At 41.5% G+C, this 21,454-nt stretch carries 19 protein-coding genes; 9 read left to right on the top strand and 10 right to left on the bottom strand.

Annotated elements, in window-relative coordinates:
- Positions 1 to 96: 96 nt before the first annotated feature.
- The 5 genes from secF to queA all read right to left on the bottom strand — a co-directional run bounded on the left by secF (position 97) and on the right by queA (position 5,550).
- The gene (gene secF / locus NLF92_RS06195; RefSeq protein ID WP_254099893.1) at positions 97 to 1,038 is read right to left on the bottom strand and encodes a protein translocase subunit SecF; all 942 of its coding nucleotides are present in this window, start codon (positions 1,036 to 1,038) and stop codon (positions 97 to 99) included.
- A 10-nt stretch (positions 1,039 to 1,048) separates the two neighbouring features.
- Entirely contained in the window at positions 1,049 to 2,893 is a 1,845-nt protein-coding gene (gene secD, locus NLF92_RS06190; protein ID WP_254099891.1) for a protein translocase subunit SecD, read from the bottom strand.
- Positions 2,894 to 2,955: 62 nt separating this feature from the next.
- Complete coding sequence (gene yajC / locus NLF92_RS06185; protein WP_254099889.1) at positions 2,956 to 3,294, bottom strand: preprotein translocase subunit YajC; 339 nt, start codon at positions 3,292 to 3,294, stop codon at positions 2,956 to 2,958.
- Positions 3,295 to 3,330: 36 nt separating this feature from the next.
- Positions 3,331 to 4,449: a tRNA guanosine(34) transglycosylase Tgt gene (tgt, locus tag NLF92_RS06180; RefSeq protein ID WP_254099887.1), complete on the bottom strand. Its 1,119-nt coding sequence runs from the start codon at positions 4,447 to 4,449 to the stop codon at positions 3,331 to 3,333.
- 60 nt (positions 4,450 to 4,509) lie between these two features.
- The gene (queA, locus tag NLF92_RS06175) at positions 4,510 to 5,550 is read right to left on the bottom strand and encodes a tRNA preQ1(34) S-adenosylmethionine ribosyltransferase-isomerase QueA (RefSeq protein ID WP_254099885.1); all 1,041 of its coding nucleotides are present in this window, start codon (positions 5,548 to 5,550) and stop codon (positions 4,510 to 4,512) included.
- A 441-nt stretch (positions 5,551 to 5,991) separates the two neighbouring features.
- Between queA and NLF92_RS06170 the strand changes: the two genes are divergently transcribed.
- From NLF92_RS06170 to NLF92_RS06150, 5 genes are read left to right on the top strand one after another with little or no spacing between them, the layout of a single operon-like run.
- Positions 5,992 to 7,038, top strand: coding sequence for an ion channel (locus tag NLF92_RS06170; protein ID WP_254099883.1), 1,047 nt, complete (start codon positions 5,992 to 5,994; stop codon positions 7,036 to 7,038).
- Positions 7,038 to 7,454 (top strand): DUF350 domain-containing protein, encoded by a 417-nt coding sequence (locus NLF92_RS06165; protein ID WP_254099881.1) that lies wholly within the window; start codon positions 7,038 to 7,040, stop codon positions 7,452 to 7,454. The genes NLF92_RS06170 and NLF92_RS06165 overlap by 1 nt, the downstream gene beginning before the upstream one ends.
- Positions 7,455 to 7,464: 10 nt before the next feature.
- Complete coding sequence (locus NLF92_RS06160) at positions 7,465 to 8,127, top strand: DUF1190 domain-containing protein (RefSeq protein WP_254099879.1); 663 nt, start codon at positions 7,465 to 7,467, stop codon at positions 8,125 to 8,127.
- 10 nt (positions 8,128 to 8,137) lie between these two features.
- Entirely contained in the window at positions 8,138 to 9,304 is a 1,167-nt protein-coding gene (locus tag NLF92_RS06155) for a glutathionylspermidine synthase family protein (RefSeq protein WP_254099877.1), read from the top strand.
- 49 nt (positions 9,305 to 9,353) lie between these two features.
- The gene (locus NLF92_RS06150; RefSeq protein WP_254099875.1) at positions 9,354 to 10,070 is read left to right on the top strand and encodes a VC0807 family protein; all 717 of its coding nucleotides are present in this window, start codon (positions 9,354 to 9,356) and stop codon (positions 10,068 to 10,070) included.
- A 147-nt stretch (positions 10,071 to 10,217) separates the two neighbouring features.
- Here NLF92_RS06150 and NLF92_RS06145 read toward each other — a convergent pair whose 3' ends face one another.
- Positions 10,218 to 11,594 carry an alkaline phosphatase gene (locus NLF92_RS06145; protein WP_254099873.1) on the bottom strand — a complete coding sequence of 459 codons (1,377 nt, stop codon included), beginning with the start codon at positions 11,592 to 11,594 and terminating at the stop codon, positions 10,218 to 10,220.
- A 439-nt stretch (positions 11,595 to 12,033) separates the two neighbouring features.
- Here NLF92_RS06145 and NLF92_RS06140 point away from each other — a divergent pair, with 439 nt between their 5' ends.
- From NLF92_RS06140 to NLF92_RS06125, 4 genes are all read left to right on the top strand, one after another.
- Positions 12,034 to 13,623, top strand: a complete 1,590-nt coding sequence (locus NLF92_RS06140; RefSeq protein ID WP_254099871.1) for an isocitrate lyase — start codon at positions 12,034 to 12,036, stop codon at positions 13,621 to 13,623.
- Between the two features lie 182 nt (positions 13,624 to 13,805).
- Entirely contained in the window at positions 13,806 to 14,747 is a 942-nt protein-coding gene (locus NLF92_RS06135; RefSeq protein WP_254099870.1) for a LysR family transcriptional regulator, read from the top strand.
- 102 nt (positions 14,748 to 14,849) lie between these two features.
- Positions 14,850 to 17,024 carry a malate synthase G gene (locus NLF92_RS06130; RefSeq protein WP_254099868.1) on the top strand — a complete coding sequence of 725 codons (2,175 nt, stop codon included), beginning with the start codon at positions 14,850 to 14,852 and terminating at the stop codon, positions 17,022 to 17,024.
- A gap of 243 nt (positions 17,025 to 17,267) precedes the next feature.
- The gene (locus tag NLF92_RS06125; RefSeq protein WP_254099866.1) at positions 17,268 to 18,140 is read left to right on the top strand and encodes a patatin-like phospholipase family protein; all 873 of its coding nucleotides are present in this window, start codon (positions 17,268 to 17,270) and stop codon (positions 18,138 to 18,140) included.
- 23 nt (positions 18,141 to 18,163) lie between these two features.
- Here NLF92_RS06125 and NLF92_RS06120 read toward each other — a convergent pair whose 3' ends face one another.
- The 4 genes from NLF92_RS06120 to NLF92_RS06105 are packed head-to-tail and all read right to left on the bottom strand — an operon-like array spanning position 18,164 to position 21,454.
- Complete coding sequence (locus NLF92_RS06120) at positions 18,164 to 19,198, bottom strand: NAD-dependent epimerase (protein WP_254099864.1); 1,035 nt, start codon at positions 19,196 to 19,198, stop codon at positions 18,164 to 18,166.
- A gap of 3 nt (positions 19,199 to 19,201) precedes the next feature.
- Positions 19,202 to 20,356 carry a nucleotidyltransferase family protein gene (locus tag NLF92_RS06115; protein ID WP_254099862.1) on the bottom strand — a complete coding sequence of 385 codons (1,155 nt, stop codon included), beginning with the start codon at positions 20,354 to 20,356 and terminating at the stop codon, positions 19,202 to 19,204.
- Positions 20,349 to 21,215, bottom strand: coding sequence for an HprK-related kinase A (locus tag NLF92_RS06110; protein ID WP_254099860.1), 867 nt, complete (start codon positions 21,213 to 21,215; stop codon positions 20,349 to 20,351). The genes NLF92_RS06115 and NLF92_RS06110 overlap by 8 nt, the downstream gene beginning before the upstream one ends.
- Positions 21,212 to 21,454 carry a hypothetical protein gene (locus NLF92_RS06105; RefSeq protein WP_254099858.1) on the bottom strand — a complete coding sequence of 81 codons (243 nt, stop codon included), beginning with the start codon at positions 21,452 to 21,454 and terminating at the stop codon, positions 21,212 to 21,214. Before NLF92_RS06105 ends, NLF92_RS06110 begins: the two co-directional genes overlap by 4 nt.

Raw genomic sequence — 21,454 nt, 5'->3', positions numbered from 1 at the left:
GACTTTATTTATACAGTCATACTAGATTGAGCATATTAGAAAAAGCTTTCGGAACCAGGGTTGAGGGATAAAAGTTATCCGCTCCCCCCTCAATAGTTAGAGCATCGGCTCTAAATCTTCACCTTCTTTCTCAACAACTTCAGGTATTAAATCTTCTTTTGAAATACCTAATAACAACGCGACTGAACTCGAAATATAAATCGAAGAATAAGTACCGATGAATACGCCGAATAATAGCGCCGTTGCAAAACCGTGAATCAATGCCCCACCCTGATAGAACAATGCCAATAACACCAAAATGGTTGTCACTGAGGTAATGATGGTTCGGTTAAGTGTTTGTGTTAAAGAAATATTAATGATTTCTTCTGGTTCTGATTTACGTATTTTACGGAAGTTTTCTCGGATACGGTCAGATACAACAATCGTATCATTTAATGAATACCCAATGACCGCAAGAACCGCTGCCAAAATAGTCAAATCAAACTCTAGTTGCAAAATGGAAAACAAACCCAAAGTAATGATCACGTCATGTGCTAATGCTGATACTGAACCTAGTGCAAAGCGCCATTCAAAACGCATTGCGACATAGATCAAGATACAGATTAGGGCTGTTAGCATGGCTAACCCACCTTGTTCTGTGAGTTCTTCACCTACATTAGGACCCACAAACTCAATCCGACGCATATCAACTTCTTGGCCTGCTTCGCGTAAGGACGCCATGACTTGATCACCGATCTCGACCGCTTTAACGCCATCGCGTGGCGCAAGACGAATCAATACATCTTGGCTAGAACCAAAGTTTTGCACAACCGCGTCACCAAAACCAGAACGGTCTAATTGTTGACGAATTTGGTCTAGCTTGGCGGCTTCTGGATAACCTACTTCGATTAACGTACCACCAGTGAAGTCTAGGCCCCAATTTAATTGGTTTACGGCTAATGACCCTAGCGACCCCAAAATAAGTAAGGTAGAGAAAACCAACGCTGGGATGCGTAGCTTCATGAATTTAATGGTGCTGTTTAATTTCAATAATTGCATGAACTACTCCCTATATCCAAAGCTTTTCAAGGCGACGACCGCCCCAAACTAAATTCACGATCACTCGTGTCAAAACAATTGCAGTGAACATAGATGTCGCAATACCAATCATCAGAGTAATCGAGAACCCTTTGATCGGTCCGGTACCGATTGCGAATAAAATCAGACCAGCAATAAATGTTGTAATATTAGCATCTAAAATTGTTGAGAAAGCACTATCATAACCATGATGTATGGCTTGTTGTGGTGAACGTCCATCACGTAACTCTTCTCTTATGCGTTCGTATATCAAGACGTTTGCATCGACTGCCATACCAACAGTTAATACGATCCCGGCCATACCTGGTAAGGTTAGTGTAGCCCCAGGAATCATCGACATAATACCGACAATCATCACTAGGTTCGCAATCAAAGCGACGTTGGCCACTATCCCAAATGCTTTGTAATAAATAAGCATGAAGACCAGCACTAACAGCAGACCGCCTTGGATAGCTTGCATGCCTAATTCAATATTCTCAGCCCCTAAGCTGGGACCAACCGTTCTTTCTTCGACGATAGTAATTGGCGCGATCAATGCACCTGCTCTAAGTAGCAAAGACAGATCCCGTGCTTCTTTGGGAGAATCTAAACCCGTAATACGAAAGTTACTACCCAAGCGAGCTTGAATAGTAGCAATACTAATGACTTCTTCTTTTTTCTCAAAAATTAGTTTGCCGTTAGCATCGCGTTCACCGGTTGATTTATATTCAATGAACACAGTTGCCATGGGGTTACCAATATTGTCTTTGGTCCCTTGTGACATTTTGCTGCCACCTTTGGAGTCTAAAGAGATATTGACCTGAGGGATCCCGTATTCATCCGCACCACTGTTCGCGTCAACAATGTGATTACCCGTTAACATGACACGTTTTTTCAACAATTGAGGTTGACCTGAACGGTCTTTTACCAAGATAGAACTCGCCGGAATACGTCCATTTACCGCATCGCGAACATCATTGTCTTGGTCTACCATACGAAACTCTAACGTCGCTGTCGCATTCAAAATCTCTTTGGCTTTTGCCGTATCTTGAATACCAGGTAATTGGACGACAATACGTTCTGCACCTTGTTTTTGTACTAATGGTTCAGCGACACCTAACTGATTAACACGATTGCGTATAATAGTGATGTTTTGTTTTACTGCGTAGTCACGAATTTGCTTTAAACGGTTTTCACTAAACGTTGCCACGATGACCAAACCATCACGCTCCGTAAACACCAAATCTGGGTTGCGGTTACGCAAGAAAAAACGTGCTGAGTCTAGTGTAGCTTGATCACGGAACTGGATATTAACACCTGCCCCAGCTTGTTTAACCGAGCGATAACGTAATTTTTCTTCACGCAAAGCTGATTTAAAATCACCGACTAAATCTTCTTGGGCTTTACCAATGGCTGAATTCATATCCACTTCCATCAAGAAATGGACACCACCACGTAAATCTAAACCTAGCTTCATCGGAGCACCGCCAAGATCAGCTAACCATTTGGGTGTGTCAGGTGCTAAGTTCATCGCCACAAAGTATTCGTCACCCAATTGCTTTTGCAATAACTCACGTGCAACTAACTGTGTATCAGAGTCGGGTACGCGCACCAGAATTTTACCATCAGTAAATTCAGTGCGTTTAATGGCGATATCGTTCGCTTTTAGTTGCGCTTCGATAGACGTGATCATTTGCTCGGTCACTTGAGCATTCCGGCCTGCAGAAATTTGGATGGCGTGATCTTCACCATATATGTTAGGTAAAGCATAGAGAGCACTCGCACCCACCACAACTAATACCAACAACAATTTCCAAAGGGAAGTTTTGTTTAACACAACATGTCCTTAAACAAGAGGCATAAAAAATAAAGGCAAACCGCAGTCTGCCTTAATCATACTTATAGAGACTTCATCGTCCCTTTAGGTAGGATGGTTGTTACCGCAGCTTTCTGCACAACAACGTTTTGGTTATCATTTAAACCGATCTCGATGAAATCTTTATCATCAGAAACCTTCGTGATTTTGCCAACTAAACCACCTTGAGTTAACACTTCGTCACCTTTGGCAAGCGATGAAACTAGGTTTTTATGCTCTTTTACACGCTTTGCCTGAGGGCGGTATAACAAGAAATAAAAAATTAAACCAAAAACGGCTAACATAATTAACATTTCAAAGCCGCTTGCTGCGCCAGTACCACCGGCTGTTTGAGCGTGTGCGTTTGCGATAAATAAACTCATAATAGTTCCTATATTTATGTAAATTCTTATTTTAAATTATTCGGCTAATGCCGGTACCGGCATTCCTTTTTGGGCATAAAATTCTGCCACAAAATCATCTAAAGTACCTGCTTCGATAGCACTTCTCAATCCTTGCATCACACGCTGGTAATAACGCAGATTGTGAATCGTGTTCAAACGTGCACCTAATATCTCATTACACTTGTCTAAATGGTGTAAGTATGACCGAGAATAATTTTTACAAGTGTAACAGTCACATTTTTCATCTAATGGCCCAGTATCTGTTTTGTGTTTAGCATTACGGATTTTAATGACGCCCTCGGTGACAAATAAGTGACCATTGCGCGCATTGCGGGTGGGCATTACACAATCAAACATATCAATACCACGTCTTACCGCTTCCACAATGTCTTCCGGCTTACCCACTCCCATCAAGTAGCGAGGCTTGTCTTCTGGGCATTGATAAGCAATATGATCCAAAACATTAATCATGTCCTCTTTCGGCTCGCCGACTGATAAGCCCCCAATTGCGTAGCCGTCAAAACCAATATCGGTTAGGCCTTTTAAAGAGACTTCACGCAGCGCTGGATACATTCCACCTTGGACGATACCAAATAAAGCGGATTGACTATCGCCATGTTCATCTTTACTGCGCTGAGCCCAACGTAATGATAACTCCATGGAAACACGCGCTTCTTGTTCAGTGGCTGGATATGGTGTGCACTCATCAAAAATCATGACAATATCGGAGCCAAGTTCACGTTGAACTTCTATTGATTTTTCTGGGGTTAATAGGATTTTTTCACCGTTAATCGGTGAGCGAAAGGTCACCCCATGCTCATCAATCTTGCGCATTGCACCTAAACTAAATACCTGGAAACCACCTGAATCAGTTAAAATTGGCTTATCCCAGTGCATGAAATCGTGTAAATCACCATGTTGCTGAATAATCCCTGTGCCAGGACGTAACATGAGGTGAAAGGTATTGCCCAAACAAATATGGGCCCCGGTATCCTTCAGTTCTTCTGGGGTCATTCCCTTTACGGTTCCGTAGGTCCCGACTGGCATGAATGCAGGTGTTTCAACGATTCCGCGAGGGAATACGAGTTGTCCACGACGTGCTTTACCTTGAGTAGCAAGTAATTTAAATTCCACAATCTTCTCTATGACACAATTTTTCTGGGGCGCAGTATAACAAAAAACACAATAAATATCTTAACGCTTTTCAATAAACATAGAGTCACCATAACTAAAGAAACGGTACTCGTTGGCAATCGCATCAGCATATGCTGACATGACATTGTCTTTACCAGCAAAAGCACTAATTAACATCATCAAAGTAGACTCTGGTAAATGGAAATTGGTGAACATCGCATCAAAAATTTTAAACTCGAAACCAGGATAGATAAATATCTGTGTATCCTCGTAAAAAGGAACAATTAATTCACCTGTCAGGTCGCCTTTTTTTGCGGCAGATTCAACTGAACGCATCGAAGTAGTACCGACTGCTATTACTCGATTACCCGCAGATTTCGTCGCTTTTATTTGCTCCACGACCGTTTCAGGTACTTCAGCATATTCGGAGTGCATGATATGTTCTTCAACATTATCTACTTTGACGGGTTGGAATGTACCGGCCCCAACATGCAAGGTCACAAAAGCGGTTTGCACACCTTTTTCTTTAAGCTTATTTAATAACGTTTCATCAAAATGCAATCCGGCAGTCGGAGCTGCAACTGCACCGGGCTTTTCATTATAGACAGTTTGGTAGCGTTCTTTATCGGAGTCTTCATCGGGACGGTCTATGTAAGGAGGCAATGGCATATGTCCATGTGCTTCAAGTAAACTTAACACCGATTCACTGCCGGCAAATTCCAGTTCAAATAAAGCGTCATGGCGAGCGATCATCGTTGCCTCAATGGCGCCTTCAAGGATTAACACGTTTCCGGGTTTAGGCGATTTATTAGCTCTCACATGAGCCAAAATCCGGTGTTCATCGAGCATTCTCTCGACCAAGACTTCCACTTTACCGCCAGAGGCTTTTTGCCCCAGTAGACGCGCAGGAATAACCCGAGTATTGTTAAAGATGAGTAAATCACCTGCATTGACAAAATCTAACATATCGGGGAATTGATGGTGTGAGGTTTGTCCTGTTTGACCATCCAAGCGAAGTAAGCGCGAAGCGGTGCGCTCTGCAGTAGGGTATTTCGCAATAAGATGCTCTGGTAAAGAAAAACCAAAATCTGAAGTTTTCATATAATGCGCCGATAAAACGTTAGTAATTTAAGACCGCGCAATCATATATCAGCCACATCTGTGCGACAAGCTTCAGCACAACTCCCCAATAGGTATGAAAAACCATACATGGGTATATTTGCATATCATGGCAAGTACTAAGACTTAACTATATTTAAATCAATACATTCATGTGTGTTCTCCAAGAAAACCTTTAGCCCATAGTTTTATGGGCTTTTTTTTGTCCTAATGGTGACCTTATATCATCAACCCATCAGCTAATTTGATTCAGGATGAATCATGGATTTGCTATATACAAGGACAGTGCATATCAAGCACGTTGATTTTAGTCCGCACTACTTCAGTCCTAATTTATTGACAAATGCTTACATTTTCAGCAGTGGTAATTTCTTTTGATTCTCGTTAATATTTTATAAATTTTATCTTCTTCAAAGGGAAGCAATGACCGTTTGGAACAAAGTCAAACGTGTTGTAATGCAGTATTTCAACCAAGCAAATGCAGTTACGATCGCTGCAGGCACCTTGCTCTACGCTAGTGTCGCTTGGTGGTTATTGTATTTAGCCAAAGAAACGCCACTGACTGACCCTGTCGATTTTTTATATTATTTGGCAGTGACCAGCTCTACCGTAGGTTATGGTGATTATTCACCCACCACCGCTATGGGTAAGTTGGTGGTCAGTCTATTCATTATCCCTGTTGGGTTAAGTATTTTTGCCCTCGTCATTGGTCGCATCGCGGCATTTGCGAGTAATCAATGGCAAAAAAATATCAAAGGATTAAAAGACATTATGGAAACTAACCATATTTTAGTGATTGGTTGGAATGGTGAAAGAACCATGCAACTGTTGCAACTACTCATCGCAGAGCGCGAACAAAGTTTGGAAAAAAATGAGATAGTGTTATGCGTGAGAGCGGATATTACTAATCCCCTACCTGGTATTATTGAGTTTGTTAAAGTTGCTTCATTCAATCGTGATACCGATATGGACAAAGCGAATATTACCGAAGCAAAAACTATTCTCATCGATAATCCAGAAGACGATATGACGATGACAACGGCTTTGTATTGCTCAAAGAACAATAAAGATGCGCACATAGTTGCGTATTTTAATGATGAAAGCTTGGTCGAGTTGCTCCAACAACATTGCCCAAATGTCGAGTGCACCCCGAGCGTGGCAGTTGAAATGCTCGCCAAATCGGCATTTGACCCAGGCTCAAGTCTGTTACATCATGATTTGTTGAGTGTCGAAGCTGGCCAAGAGCAATATTCGACAATTGTGCCTCAAGAGATTTCTGAATTAGCTATAGAAAATGTCTTTTTAGGATTGAAAAAAGTCCACAATGCTATTTTCATTGGCTATGCTAAAGCAAACGACAAACAACATATTATCGTCAATCCTGATTTTGACGATGCCGTATCTGCAGGGGATCGTTTGTTTTATATCGCATGCTCACGGATTAATACGATTGAATGGGAAAAACTCTAATGGAAACTATTGCCACTTCACTTTCTGGCCTCGCTAATTTCGGTGTGTATTTTGGTAGTGCACTGCTCTTCCTTTTGGCTTTCAAATTTTTATATGCCTTGGTTACTCCGCACAACGAATGGTCTTTAATTAAAGACCAACAAAACACAGCGGCTGCCGTTGCTTTCGGTGGGGCTATTATTGGTTTTTGTATCGCTATTTCAGGTGCTATCAGTAACTCTGACACATTCACTGATTATGTGGTCTGGAGTGTTATTGCATTGATAGCACAATTATTAGCCTTTGCTATCTTACGCTTTACTTTTATGCCCAAAATTGCTGAGCGTTTAGAAAAAGCCGAACTTTCTGCAGGCGTTATTTTAGCTTCAGTTTCAGTGGGTGTTGGTTTATTAAATGCGGCTTGCATGACATATTAAGGAGGACGTTATGAATCAATACGACCAGTCTTCCCCAGAACCGAACACAGCACACCGCAGCAAAAGAAGTGCAACCATTCATCTGCCTCAGTTGCGCAAATGGTTTGCTGTTAAACCCGTCGCGGTAGGTATCGCTTCGGTATTGCTCAGTGGCTGTGGTGAAGATCCTATGGAAGCCAATCTCTACCGTAGCATTGATGAATGTGCCAGTGACAACCCTAATTACATGACTGAATGTACCTTTGCTTACCAAGAAGCAGTAGAGGAAGCGGAAAGAGTGGCTCCACGTTTCAGTAATGAAAATGACTGCGAATATGAATTTGGTGATAGTAATTGCCAATATATTGAAAACCGTAATGGCTCTTTTTTTATGCCTTTCATGGCTGGTTTTATGCTTAGCCGCTTTTTAGACAATGATATAGATATCGATTTTAAAAAGAAGAAGAAAAAACGTTATTACTCTCAACCTTTATTTACGTCTTATTCGCGACGCTCTAATTTGCGCAATCAATGGTTCACTGCTGATGGCAGATCATATGGTGGGTTGCATAAACGCAGTACCAAGGTGTATCAAAGTAGTTTTAAACCAAAACCTACAGCAAGTAAGACCTTGTCTAGAGGTGGTTTTGGTCAATCAGTAGCACGTACCAGTACCAGAAGTTTCGGCGGATAGGTCTTAACAGATGTTACGGCAAAACATTGCTGAAAGATCCCACTGGCGAACACTTGCCCAAGAATATGGATTTCATTTTCATACCATGTATGGTGAGCCTTATTGGCAAGAAAACGCCTATTATCAATTCACATTAAAGCAAATTGAAGATGAGCTTGAGACTCCTACCCAAGAGTTACACCAAATGTGTTTGGCAGTGGTAGACGTCGTAGCACGCGATGCTCAATGGTTAGAAAAATTTTGTATCCCAGAGTCATTTTGGCAGCCCATTCTAGACAGTTGGGAGTCTAGTGAGCCATCTTTATATTCACGTATGGACTTTGCGTATGATGGAACCAGCCCGGCTAAATTACTAGAAAATAATGGTGATACACCCACTAGCTTATATGAAACAGGCTTTTGGCAATGGTTGTGGTTGGAAGATAATATTCAATCAGGAGCGCTACCGAGAAACAGTGATCAGTTTAATTCATTACAAGAAAAGCTGGTGCATCGTTTTCGTAATCTTAAAACCACTGAGCAATGGCACAATATTCACTTTGCATGTTGCAAAGATACAGCAGAAGATCGAGGAACAGTCCAGTATCTTCAAGATTGCGCCGAGGCTGCAGAGTTGACTCAGCATTTTTCATTTATCGAGGATATCGGGATTTCACCTGAAGGCTTTTTTACCGATAAACTAGATCGTGTCATTGCACAGTGCTTCAAACTCTACCCTTGGGAGTTTATGTTTGCTGAAGAGTTTGGTCGCTTTGTACCAGAAGCACAAGTGAACTGGTTAGAGCCGATGTGGAAGTCTATTGTTTCAAATAAAGCCTTATTACCCATGTTATGGCGTTTGTTCCCTGAACACCCTAATTTATTACCTGCATACTTTGCCGATGAACACCACCAAACCACTCATGGAAAATGGGTCAAAAAACCTATTTTTTCTCGAGAAGGAGCAAACATCAGTATCTTTGATGAAACGGGTATTCTCACCGAATCCTCTGGTCCATATGGCGCAGAGGGATATATTTACCAAGCATATACACCATTACCAAAGTTTGCTGATAAACATACTTTGATTGGTTCTTGGTTGGTAGACGATTTACCTGCTGGCATTTCAGTACGCGAAGACAGCAGTGAGATAACCCAAGATATGTCTCGATTTTTACCTCACATCATATTAGGCTAACCCTAAATATTGACTTTAGCTAAGCCTAACAATTTTCCAGAGAGTGCACATGACAACCAATCCCCCTCCCTCAAGTGAGCAAGCATCAGAACCAAAAGAAAACTTTTTCGCTAATATGGCATTTAATATCATTATTCCTGTGGTCATTATGAGTTATGCCAGCAAACCTGAATATTTGGGCCCGTTGTGGAGTATTGCTGTGGCGTTAGCATTCCCTGTTGGCTATGGGAGTTATGAGTTATTACAAAGCAAAAAGTGGAACATGTTTTCTATTCTGGGCATCGTGAGTGTGTTACTCACAGGTACATTTAGCTTATTAAAATTACCAGCGGAATATATCGCTATCAAAGAGGCTGCGATCCCAGGGTTAATTGGTATAGCGGTATTAGTTACCCGCTATATGAAAAAACCATTAATCAAAATATTAGTATTAAATGACAAAATCATTAACTGGGATGCTCTAAATACTTCACTAGACAAAAATAATGCGGCAGCAGCTTTTGAAAAGAAAATAGACGTTAGTAACTATATTGTCGCAAGTTCTTTCTTTTTGTCTTCTGCGTTAAATTATGCCTTGGCAAAATGGATCTTAGTCTCAGAACCTGGCACAACTGCATACACAGAAGAACTAGGCCGTATGACGGCACTTAGTTATCCAGTTATTGTTATCCCTAGTATGATTTTATTGATGGGTGCTATTTTTTATTTGTTTAATCAGATGAAAAAAATGACCGGAGAAGATATTGAAACATTTATGCGTGGTTAACAGACGCTCTACCTGATATCCACTTTTCGCAGCCAACAAATAAAAAAGGAGGAATATCATTCCTCCTTCATTACCTAAGTACACCGACTTCACTTACCCAAATAAATGCTGCATATAAAACCATGCATCTGTTTATCTGTTTATTTACTACTTTTCTAAGATAGCAAAAATACGTTTCGCAATCTCAGTGTTATCCAAGTATCCGGCAAACATGTCTTGGTGTGGACCATGCGCAAAAATTTGCACATCAATAGCGGTATGCCCATGTGTTGTCCAGCCCGTATTGGTATGGGTATCGATCATGCGCTTGATGACATCTTCTAAGGGTCTTGGTTGTTGTGTCATATCCAACAGTACTAATGTTTCTTCTTGATCTGCAGTTAATGCAAAGCCTAACTGCTCGCTGATAAAATTGACCCTTTCGGTGCCATTCATCTGTTCAGCTAACATGGTTTCGATCATTTTGGGTACTGACATATTTATCTGATGTAAATCTTCTGGAGACCAGCGATATTCGCCATTTGCAGCAAGCGTTAGGCCGCCTGTGCTGTGATCAGCAGTCACCACCACAAGTGTATTGGGATGTGTTTTTTGATATTCTTCAATCCATAACAAAGTCTCATGCAAGTCTGACATTTCCGCCATGGCACCATTAATATCTCGACCATGACCGGCCCAATCAACTTGGCTTGCTTCTACTAACAAGAAAAAACCTTCTGGATTTTCTAAGTGACGTACGGCTTGTTCTGTTAATACTTGCAGGCGTTGCGCTTGGGGATCATCCAAGGCCCAAGGGAGACCAACAGGTGCCATTAAACCTAGGAGTTTACTCCCCTGTGGCACATCAGCTAATTCTGCGTAATCATCGACATACACGTATCCGGCTCCGACAAACTCAGCCGTTAAATCGCGCCCTTCCCGCTTAAAGTACTTGGTGCCACCACCTAACATCACATCTACTTTAAACTGTCCGTCTACACGATCGTCAAAGTAACTATCGGCTATTGCATCATAATTACGACGGTTTTCATTATGTGCCACATACGCCGCTGGCGTAGCATGAACAATCTGTGAGGTCACCGCTAGACCAGTTCTCATCCCTTTTAACTTTGCTGTGTGTAACACCGTAGTAACAGGTTGTTTATTGATATCTACACCAATCGCACCGTTATAACTTTTCACACCAGATGCTAATGCAGTCGCACTGGCAGCAGAATCAGTGACTAAGCCTGAAACACTGGCGGGGTAAGTCGATGAATTACCGACATGATGGCGTTCAAACCAATTCGTTTCCACTTCTGGTGTAGTGGGATCATCATTGTAATAACGAAAACCAGAGGTATAAGCTGGACCCATACCATCAGCGACCACCATAATAATATTTAATGGGGGAGTACTAACAAGTTCAGTCACAGGTGCGGGTGCAGCACTCGGCTTTACTGAATCAGTATCTAGATCTAAGGTCGTTTTACAACCCAATAGAGTGAAAGATAAGGTGGCTATACACAGTATTTTTTTCATCATAAATATGCCATTTTGGTTGGTAGAGATTGTAGTTGTTATAGATTGTAGCTGTCAGAGAATACAGCGGGTTTTAACAAAAATCATGTATCAAAATTGTATCGATAGTGGATCCCGAAAACACTTACCACAAGATTATACCGAAAAAAGACAGCGAAAAGTGAAAAAGTCGCAAGGACAAGCTTGGCCAATAATACCTTAGTTTTAAATAAATCCCATAAATACAATCAACCCCAAGTATTCACCCAAGAAATAACGCATTAAGAATACACTCTAGAACACATAAATCAAACCATGCCAAACCATCATTCACGTAATGAATGCTGATAATCTTTTGTATTGATTTTATTTATCAAGAAATAGGCTCTAGGATGAAGTTGTGTTGACGAAAACCTAATATGTTTTTGTTATTTATTACCCACCCTACGAAAGGATAAAGAGTATGTCTCAATATCAACAAGACCAAGCAGCATTTGCTGATTTAATTGCCCAAAACGGTACATGGAATGCAATCAGCCCAGAGTATGCGGCACGCATGAAAACACAAAACCGTTTTAAGACAGGTTTAGACATCGCTAAGTATACCGCAGGTATTATGCGTAAAGATATGGCAGACTATGATGCTGACTCTGCTCAGTATACACAGTCTTTAGGTTGCTGGCACGGTTTCGTAGGCCAACAAAAAATGCTTGCAGTGAAAAAGCACCAAGGCACTACAGATAAATCTTATTTATACCTTTCAGGTTGGATGGTTGCTGCATTACGTTCTGAGTTTGGTCCTTTACCAGACCAATCTATGCATGAAAAAACATCTGTTCCAGCACTTATCGAAGAGCTTTACACTTTCCTACGTCAAGCGGATGCACGTGAATTAGGCAACTTGTTCAACAAACTTGACGATGCAAAAGCAAACGGTGGCGATGTCGCTGCTATTCAAGCTGAAATCGATAACTTTGAAACGCATATCGTACCAATCATTGCTGATATTGATGCTGGTTTTGGTAACGAAGAAGCAACGTACTTACTCGCAAAACGCATGATCGAAGCAGGTGCTTGTTGTATCCAAATCGAAAACCAGGTTTCTGATGCAAAACAATGTGGTCACCAAGACGGTAAAGTTACCGTGCCACATGAAGATTTCTTAGCAAAAATTAACGCTGTTCGTTATGCATTCCTTGAGTTAGGTGTAGATGATGGTGTTATCGTAGCTCGTACTGATTCTTTAGGCGCTGGTTTGACACAAAAAATCCCAGTATCTAACACAGAAGGTGATTTAGCTGAACAGTACAATGCATTCTTGGAAACGTCTCCAGTAGAAGATCTGAACGCGTTAAAAAATGGCGATACCGTCATGAAGTTAAACAACGAAATTGTTAAGCCAGTACGTTTACCAAACGGCTTATACAAGTTTAAAGACAACACTGGTTTTGACCGTGTAGTCCTAGATTGTGTAACGTCACTACAAAACGGTGCGGACTTACTATGGATTGAAACTGAAAAACCACACGTAGGTCAAATCGCTGAGATGGTCAATGCAATCCGTGAAACAGTACCGAATGCGAAGTTAGTGTATAACAACTCACCATCTTTCAACTGGACCTTAAACTTCCGTCAGCAAATCTTTGATTTATGGGTAGAAGAAGGTAAAGACGTTTCTGCATATGACCGTGCTAACCTAATGTCTGTTGAGTATGATGAGACTGAATTAGCGGCTGTTGCTGATGAGAAAGTTCGTACTTTCCAAGCAGATGCGGCTCGTGAAGCAGGTATCTTCCACCACTTAATCACTTTACCTACATACCACACAGCGGCGTTATCGACTGATAACTTAGCCAAAGGTTACTTCGGCGACCAAGGTATGCTGGCGTATGTTAAAGGTGTTCAACGTCAAGAATTACGTCAAGGTTTAGCGTGTGTTAAACACCAAGCAATGGCAGGTTCTGATTTAGGTGATACGCATAAAGAGTACTTCTCAGGTGACCAAGCACTTAAAGCATCTGGTGAAGACAACACTATGAATCAATTTGACTAAACACTAATTGATTTAAAAGCCCAATCTGCACATGCTGATTGGGCTTTTTTGTTTGGGTTTCCTCAAGCGACACATTTATATCTCAGTAGAGAACGCATAAATCAATATCATTACTACCAATAGCGTATCGAATAAGTATTGGTTTAAATTATAATAATCAAAATCATTTTTTAGGACCGTTCATGAACATTGCTAAAGTGGATCTTAACTTACTTGTATACTTGGATGTCTTGTTACGTGAAGGCAGTGTAACCAAAGCTGCGATCCAGTTAAGTATCACGCAACCGGCAATGAGTAATGGTCTAAAGCGACTACGTGATTTATTCAATGACCCGCTGTTGGTCAGAACCAGCGATGGTATGACACCGACCAAACGCGCTTTAGAATTACAGCCGATCATCCGCGATGTATTAAGCAAATTAGAAACGTCTATTCAGCCCGAAGTAGAATTTGAGCCGACCACTTCACACCGTACATTTCGGATTATGACGAGTGACTATGCTGAGTCCACACTATTAATGGGGCTTATCGAACGCTTGCATACTGAAGCGCCTAACATTACTTTAGATCTCATTACGCCATCTGATGTAACCTTCCACGATGTGGAACAAGGTCGCGTTGATATGGCAATTAACCGCTTTGATGACCTGCCATTATCATTTCACCAAAAGGTAATTTGGTATGATCAATTTTCTTGTGTCATGGCAGCCAAAAACCCTATCATCAATGATTTTAACTTACAGTCTTACCTAAACTCGCAGCATATTTGGGTGAGTAAAACCGGTTTTGGTGTGGGTGTAGGGATTGATCCTAATGAAGTTCAAAAATTAGGCTGGGTAGATGCTGAGCTTACTAAGCTTGGGAAGAAACGGGACATTCGCGTATTTACACGCCATTACCATGCTGCTTTACAGCTGGCTAAAACACAGAACTTGATTGCGACACTCCCTAGTAGAGCAGCTCGTATTTATGCTGATGATCCGGATATTGCTATTACAGCTCCGCCATTTGATATTCCTCCGATTGCCTTAAAAATGGCTTGGAGTGCACTCTTACATCACGATGCTGGGCACATATGGTTGCGCAAACTCATCACAGATGTTGCCACGCAAATGAGTGAGTGATTATACATTCATAAAATAAATAACAAACATAGTTATTATAATCTAATCAATATATGCAAATTCACTTATACTCTTTACATAAAGCAATATAAGGAACTTCCAATGACAACCTACATCCGTCGCGGCGCATTAGATATCGCATCAACGCTAGACCAATTTATTGAACAGCAAGCATTACCCAATACAGGTGTAGATTTTGCAGAGTTTTGGCATTCTTTCGAGCAGGTATTGACAGAATTTGTCCCTAAAAATAATGCGTTATTGGAAAAACGTTCCGCTTTACAAGCGCAAATTGATACGTTTCATACCACACAACCTGACGCCTCATTCGCTCAGTACAAAGCCTTTTTACAAGAGATTGGTTACCTTGTCCCGGTGCCAGGTGATGTCTCTATTACCACTGCAAATGTTGATCCCGAATTAGCCACCATGGCCGGTCCACAACTTGTAGTACCTATCAATAATGCCAGATATGCACTTAACGCTGTCAATGCCCGATGGGGTAGTTTATATGACGCGCTATACGGTACAGATGTGATTGATGATGAAGATGGGGCTGAAAAAACTGCAAGGTATAACCCGCTTAGAGGCCAAAAAGTCATTCGCCAAGCCCGTGAGTATTTAAATGATATAGCCCCTTTAGCGAACGGCTCCCATGTCAATGCCACACGCTATGATATCAGCACTGGCCAATTATTGATTACGCTCATTGATGGTACCCAAACAGAACTCGCCAACATAGGTCAGTTTTTAGGTTATCAAGGCAATCCCGAAGCCCCCTCATGTATCGTCTTGGTAAATAACGGCTTACATGTCGAAATCCAATTTGCTGAAAATCATCCAATTGCCGATGCGGACCCCGCGGGTATCAAAGATATTTTTATGGAGTCAGCACTCAGTACTATTATGGACTGTGAAGATTCAGTCGCAGCTGTCGATGCTGAAGATAAGACCTTGGTTTATCAAAACTGGTTAGGTCTCATGCAAGGTAGTTTATCGACTTCCGTACAAAAAGGGGATCAGACGATCACGCGCAAGATGCATGCAGATCGTGTTTATACCGGTGTTAACGGACAAGCACTGACGCTCTCTGGACGTAGCCTCATGTTTGTCAGAAACGTTGGTCACTTAATGACCAATGATGCAATTTTATTTAATGGTGAGCCGATTCCTGAAGGGATTATGGATGGCATGATCACCACGTTAATTGGGATCCATGATCTTCGCCGTAACAGTCCTTTTAGCAATTCCAAAGCGGGCAGTATTTATATCGTTAAACCCAAAATGCATGGCCCGGAAGAAGTGCGTTTCTGTAATGATTTATTTAATGCGATTGAAGATGCTTTATCTCTCGAGCGCCATACCTTAAAAATGGGTTTAATGGATGAAGAACGTCGTACATCTCTCAATCTTAAAGCATGTATTGCAGAGGCACAGCACCGTTTAGTGTTCATCAATACAGGCTTCTTGGATCGCACTGGAGATGAAATCCATACCTCGATGAAACTCGCCGCTTTTGCTCCAAAAGCAGAACTGAAAACGCGTCCTTGGATCCATGCTTATGAAAAATCCAATGTCATCACGGGTTTGAGTGCCGGGCTATCAGGTAAAGCACAAATAGGCAAAGGTATGTGGCCTATTCCAGACCAAATGGCAAATATGATGGAGGCCAAAATTGGTCACCCTAAAGCCGGTGCAAACACAGCATGGGTACCTTCTCCGACTGCAGCAACCTTACACGCGTTGCATTATCACCAAATCGATGTATTTGGGTTACAACAAACAATGGTACAAGAAGAATTTGATGGTACCGATACGATTCTAGATATTCCATTATTAGAAGCAGGACGAGTCTTATCAGCTAGGGAAATTCAAGCTGAGTTAGACAACAATATTCAAGGGATTTTAGGTTATGTTGTGCGCTGGGTGCACCAGGGAGTGGGTTGTTCTAAAGTCCCAGACATTCATAATGTTGGGTTAATGGAAGACCGAGCGACTTTACGTATTTCTGCTCAACATATCGCTAACTGGTTAGAGCATGGTTTAGTCTCTCTAGAGCAAATAGATGAAACATTAGCTCGCATGGCTGCGTTGGTAGATGAGCAAAATGCAGCAGATGCAGAGTATATTCCGATGACGCCTAACCTGAATCAGTCCATTGGCTATCAAGCGGCTCGTGATTTAATTGTCTTGGGCTCCGTCCAGCCTAGCGGCTATACAGAGCCTCTCTTACATGCACGACGTCGTGAGATGAAAGCAAGTCTAGCAGCTCATTAATCCACATATTACAAATTGCCACTGGCATATTTACAAAACGCTATCTCAAATACTCAATGTTTCATTCTGACTGAGGACCTTGAGCTAGCGTTTTTTGCTTAATAGTGGCACTCATCATTAATCTGTCAGGCTGCAACAGCCATCACCAATAACTAGACTCTAACAGATAATCATGATTTTTATAGGCAAATTAAGATCTTATCTACTATGCTAAAGTAAAATAGCAATAACTAAAAGCAAACCATGTTAGCATCCGAACATCTTAATAACTCAATGGCCCCACAACAAATTGTCCCGATTTTTTCTGGTGGTGGTACACGTCTTTCAACTCACATTGGTATCATTCAAGCTTTACATGACCAAGGAATTGATTTTAAAACCTTGGTTGGGGTTTCTGGTGGTGCTGTCGTCGCGTCTATGTTTGCTTCAGGCAAAACGATTGGAGAAATGTTTACGCTGGCCAAAGAAACAAACTTTAATATGTTTCGAGAAAACTCACTATGGCGCTTAATGACACAAGGGGGCTTAGGTTCTGGAGATGTATTTGAGCAGTGGATGGATAAACAACTCCAGGGACAAACTTTTGCTGATTTAGCGTATGATTTACATATTGTCGCGACTGACGTTGCGAATAGTCAACCAGTCATCTTTAATAAGACTAATACACCTGATATCAAAGTCTCACAAGCTGTGCGTTACTCAATGTCCATACCTTTAGTTTTCACATTCAAAGAGTTTGAAAACCATATCTTAGTAGACGGCGCGATTTTATCTGAAGATGCATTATTTAGAGATTGGCAAGGAGATGCTACCCCTTCGATTTGTTTTCGTCTACAAGGGAGCTCTGAGGATAAAACTCCCATTATGAAGAAATGGATAAAACTCCCTACCTTTGTATCCATGCTTATCCAAACTTTTATGGATGCAGTATCCAGAGAATATGTCCATCAGGCTTATTGGAATCGCACTATTGTAGTAAATACAAAATCCTTATCTGCCGTTAATTTCGGATTTACCCCAGAAGAGAAAACGCAGTTATTTAATCTGGGTAGAGAAACCGTTAATCGATTTCTCCCACCTAAACTACGACAATCCGCAGCGTTGTTTCAGCATTAAATAAACACTCGATACACTCGGGTTTATTGCACCAAAGATAAGTGCTGGGAATGGTATTCTTTATACCATTTCACAAAAGCTTCTACGCCTTTTTCAATCCCTACTTTAGGCCGATAACCCACATCGTTAACCAAGGCCTCCACATCGGCATAAGTATCTTGCACATCACCTGGTTGCATGGGCAATAACTCTTTGTTCGCGACTTTACCCAATGCTTTTTCCAACGTTTCAATAAACGTTAACAAGTGTACTGGGGTTTGTGCACCTATATTATATACACGCCAAGGTGCTTTACTACTTGCAGGGTCAGGGGCTTGAGCTTGCCATTGTGTATTGGCTGTTGCAGTGTGATCCAGTGTATGTACAACACCAGCGACAATATCATCGATATAAGTAAAATCACGACGATGATTACCATAGTTGTAAACCTGAATGGTCTCTTCTGCCATGATTGCTTTGGTGAACTTAATTGGGGCCATATCTGGGCGTCCCCAAGGACCATACACAGTAAAAAACCGTAGCCCTGTCGTCGGTAAATTGTATAAATGACTATAAGTATGCGCCATGGCTTCATTGGCTTTTTTAGTTGCGGCATACAACGAAATGGGGTGATCAACATTGTGTTCAACTGAAAACGGCATCGCTTCATTGGCCCCATAGACCGAACTTGAAGAAGCATACACTAAATGTGCTACCGCATTATGGCGACACCCCTCAAGAATATTCATAAAACCCACGACATTGGCACTGATATAGGCATGTGGATTTTCTATGGAATAACGGACACCAGCTTGTGCTGCAAGATGAATGACTTTATCAAATTGTTCATTGGCGAATAATTCTGACATCCCTTGCTGGTCAGCTACATCCAATTTAAAAAATCGGAATAAATGAGTATTTGGATGACCATCAATCCATCCCAAGCGATCATATTTCAACTTAGGATCATAATAATCATTAATATTATCCACTCCAACTACCGAGTCACCACGCTCGAGCAAAGCCCGGGTAACATGCGCTCCAATAAAGCCAGCGGCACCTGTCACTAATACTTTCATTATTTAATAATCCTTTTCAATGGGGCCATTAGGATGTGGTTGCACTCTTTGGGTAGCCACATCTTGTGGGGTAAAAAAATGCTTTCCTGCAATACTCTCAACACAACCGCGATATGTTTTCATTATGAGGTGGTAACACAACGTTTTTATCGGCATTTTTAGGTAGTGTCCACGCAACATAATGCACCACAACTTCGTGTCGGTAAAAGACTGCACTAGGAATGGATGTTTGGGTAATACCGCTGCGGCAAAAAGCCAATATCGAAATTTTTGTATTGCCGATGGTTCTGATTTGAAGCGTTCTAGAATTGTTTTCGGCGGTTGTACTTGGAACAACTTATGCGCAAAATGTACGGCTAGTTCAGCCTCAATAATAAAATCAGTTTCAGTCGCCAAAGCTATAAAAGTAGACCATTGTGCTTCATTAAACTCTTCAAACAAGAGGACAATATCGGTGATATCTCTAAAACCATATTGACATTCTTCGTTAAAGAATAGGTGAATTGCACTATGCAGGGCTAATGCAGGTTTACTCAATGTCGGTACGGCTTCTGCGGTCATCTCTATATGCTGATACAAAGCAGACATATCAGGTGCTCTACCTGAGACTGGGGGGACAATATTATGATGAAGGTCGACTACTGTACCGCGATGCCCATGCACCAAAGGAGGGATCTCGTGAGTCCATGCTCGGTAATACGTTTCGTCATAACTTGATTGCGCTTGTGGTAACCACCCAGATAGTTGCATGTATTGCTCGGTCTGCGCTAAATGGATTTTATCCACCAGCACATCAATATCGTTATACACTCGCCCTAAGCCAGCTTTACTGTTGGTAATCGTGTAAGCAGCCCCTTTTAACAATAACCACGTTTTAGCTTTAGCAGTGCATATTTTCTGTAGTTCTTGTACTTCACTAAACACTTGTTTGCGGTGTCTTTCTGCTAACGCCATTGCACTGAGGTAATGGCGTTGGATACATTCAGGATAACCTCTCAATACACCAGCTTCTTTGGCTATGAAGCCAAATCTGGCCAGTAACTTTTCATGTCTGAGAACGGTGATTACATGTGACCATTTAGACTCTGTAAAGCCTAGGCCTACTTGAGGATCTAAAAATAACTCAATCAGTTCACTCGCTAAAACGGGTTTATTCATGCGCTAAAATGTCCTGTTCGAGAAACGCTTGGACATCATTGACATCACTGTAGTGAATTTGTAAACATTGTGCTTGTTCCACAACATGGCATAAGGTCGCAAAGCCTTCGTTCCCTAACACGCTAAAGTTAAAAGCATTATCGGCTAGGTGATGCATAGCTTGTGCTTGATCCAAGGCGACAATATCGATATCACTACCTGCTGAATAAGTAGGAAAGACAATCGCCGAAATCGGCGCATCTGTAAACAGCGTCGACTCACTCACTGGCGGTGCAATATGGATGACATCCCCTTTGTGCGTATCTTTCGCAATCGAGGAGAAAGAGGCCTCTGGAAACCACTTTCTAGCTAGCGTGATAGATTGATTTTTCAAACAAATTGGACGCGCAAAAGGGGTAACAATATTTGTTCCCGGTTTAATTAACGCCATCTCATCTGAAAACAACTGCCACCCGTTAAACGCCAAATGTGCCGTCATGGTACTTTTCCCTGAACCTGGTGGTGCTGGAAATAAAACGGCTTGATTATGTTTGGCTAAAACACCAGAGTGAATAATGACATGCCGCATTTCATAACTAGCAATTGCCCAATTCATGCCCCACTCTAACATGGCGAACGCTTGTGATTCGTTAAGCGGTTTGAACGGCTCGTGCTGGTCACAAAAAAAACGGGCTTGTGGTTTTACCCATTTGCGTAGGCCATTTGTAAAAACAACACTAAGGTGGTAATCAATAAAGGGCAAAGTGTTTGCAGCAAAAAGTTGTTGCTGATAAATCACCTGTAAATTCTCGATCACTAATGGAATGTCCGTAGAGATACGAAAATTAAAGGGTGGCAGCAACAAATCAAATGTTTTCATGCAGCTACCTTGGTGGGATGAATAAAATCCTGTCTTAACAAGGCAAAACAAATACTGCGACGGTCATCAGGAAGTTTTGTCGGGTCACAGTAAAACTGTGTCAGAATGTTTAATAACTCCGATTCTGAGAAGAACAGAGTCAGCATTTGTGTTGAGCGATCATTAAAAAGTGTACAACCGCTTTGATCAGAAAAGGGATGTAAAAACACCCCTTCTTGCAGATAATCCTTTATCGGCAT

This window comes from Opacimonas viscosa (assembly GCF_024199005.1).
GTDB classification, from domain to species: domain Bacteria; phylum Pseudomonadota; class Gammaproteobacteria; order Enterobacterales; family Alteromonadaceae; genus Opacimonas; species Opacimonas viscosa.
Note: the sequence above shows the minus strand (reverse complement) of the source record. Positions and strands in the feature narration are given on the sequence as shown.

What these genes read in the sequence shown, in the direction of transcription:
- secF (WP_254099893.1), bottom strand. Translation starts at nt 1,038, where the DNA reads ATGCAATTATTGAAATTAAACAGCACCATTAAATTCATGAAGCTACGC.
- yajC (WP_254099889.1), bottom strand. Translation starts at nt 3,294, where the DNA reads ATGAGTTTATTTATCGCAAACGCACACGCTCAAACAGCCGGTGGTACT.
- queA (WP_254099885.1), bottom strand. Translation starts at nt 5,550, where the DNA reads ATGAAAACTTCAGATTTTGGTTTTTCTTTACCAGAGCATCTTATTGCG.
- NLF92_RS06170 (WP_254099883.1), top strand. Translation starts at nt 5,992, where the DNA reads ATGACCGTTTGGAACAAAGTCAAACGTGTTGTAATGCAGTATTTCAAC.
- NLF92_RS06165 (WP_254099881.1), top strand. Translation starts at nt 7,038, where the DNA reads ATGGAAACTATTGCCACTTCACTTTCTGGCCTCGCTAATTTCGGTGTG.
- NLF92_RS06160 (WP_254099879.1), top strand. Translation starts at nt 7,465, where the DNA reads ATGAATCAATACGACCAGTCTTCCCCAGAACCGAACACAGCACACCGC.
- NLF92_RS06155 (WP_254099877.1), top strand. Translation starts at nt 8,138, where the DNA reads ATGTTACGGCAAAACATTGCTGAAAGATCCCACTGGCGAACACTTGCC.
- NLF92_RS06150 (WP_254099875.1), top strand. Translation starts at nt 9,354, where the DNA reads ATGACAACCAATCCCCCTCCCTCAAGTGAGCAAGCATCAGAACCAAAA.
- NLF92_RS06145 (WP_254099873.1), bottom strand. Translation starts at nt 11,594, where the DNA reads ATGATGAAAAAAATACTGTGTATAGCCACCTTATCTTTCACTCTATTG.
- NLF92_RS06140 (WP_254099871.1), top strand. Translation starts at nt 12,034, where the DNA reads ATGTCTCAATATCAACAAGACCAAGCAGCATTTGCTGATTTAATTGCC.
- NLF92_RS06135 (WP_254099870.1), top strand. Translation starts at nt 13,806, where the DNA reads ATGAACATTGCTAAAGTGGATCTTAACTTACTTGTATACTTGGATGTC.
- NLF92_RS06130 (WP_254099868.1), top strand. Translation starts at nt 14,850, where the DNA reads ATGACAACCTACATCCGTCGCGGCGCATTAGATATCGCATCAACGCTA.
- NLF92_RS06125 (WP_254099866.1), top strand. Translation starts at nt 17,268, where the DNA reads ATGTTAGCATCCGAACATCTTAATAACTCAATGGCCCCACAACAAATT.
- NLF92_RS06120 (WP_254099864.1), bottom strand. Translation starts at nt 19,198, where the DNA reads ATGAAAGTATTAGTGACAGGTGCCGCTGGCTTTATTGGAGCGCATGTT.
- NLF92_RS06115 (WP_254099862.1), bottom strand. Translation starts at nt 20,356, where the DNA reads ATGAATAAACCCGTTTTAGCGAGTGAACTGATTGAGTTATTTTTAGAT.
- NLF92_RS06110 (WP_254099860.1), bottom strand. Translation starts at nt 21,215, where the DNA reads ATGAAAACATTTGATTTGTTGCTGCCACCCTTTAATTTTCGTATCTCT.
- NLF92_RS06105 (WP_254099858.1), bottom strand. Translation starts at nt 21,454, where the DNA reads ATGCCGATAAAGGATTATCTGCAAGAAGGGGTGTTTTTACATCCCTTT.